Genomic DNA, 233 nt, shown 5'->3' with positions numbered 1-233 from the left:
CCATGAACAAGACGCGTCTGTTTAAAAAGTCACTGCTTGCTGTGACCATCTCTCTCGCTACTCAACAAGCTATGGCAGCCGGCTTTCAGCTCAACGCCCAATCGGCAACGGGCCTTGGCCGTGCATTTGCCGGTGATGCCGTGATTGCCGATAACGCCGCCGTAATGTCACGTAACCCTGCCGCGATGGCTCTCTTTGATAAAATGGAGCTCTCACTCGGTTTTGAAGCCATC

The 233-nt window shown here is 53.6% G+C and carries 1 protein-coding gene; it reads left to right on the top strand.

Features of this window, described 5'->3' with window-relative positions; all coding sequences use genetic code 11:
* On the top strand, nucleotides 1-233 hold a 233-nt coding region (locus P8629_RS12770; protein WP_278166455.1), incomplete at both ends, for an outer membrane protein transport protein.

This window comes from Hydrogenovibrio sp. 3SP14C1 (genome assembly GCF_029625905.1).
In the GTDB taxonomy this organism is placed as follows: Bacteria; Pseudomonadota; Gammaproteobacteria; order Thiomicrospirales; family Thiomicrospiraceae; genus Hydrogenovibrio.
The sequence above is the reverse complement of the archived record's forward strand: the minus strand, read 5'-3'. Positions and strand labels throughout refer to the sequence as shown.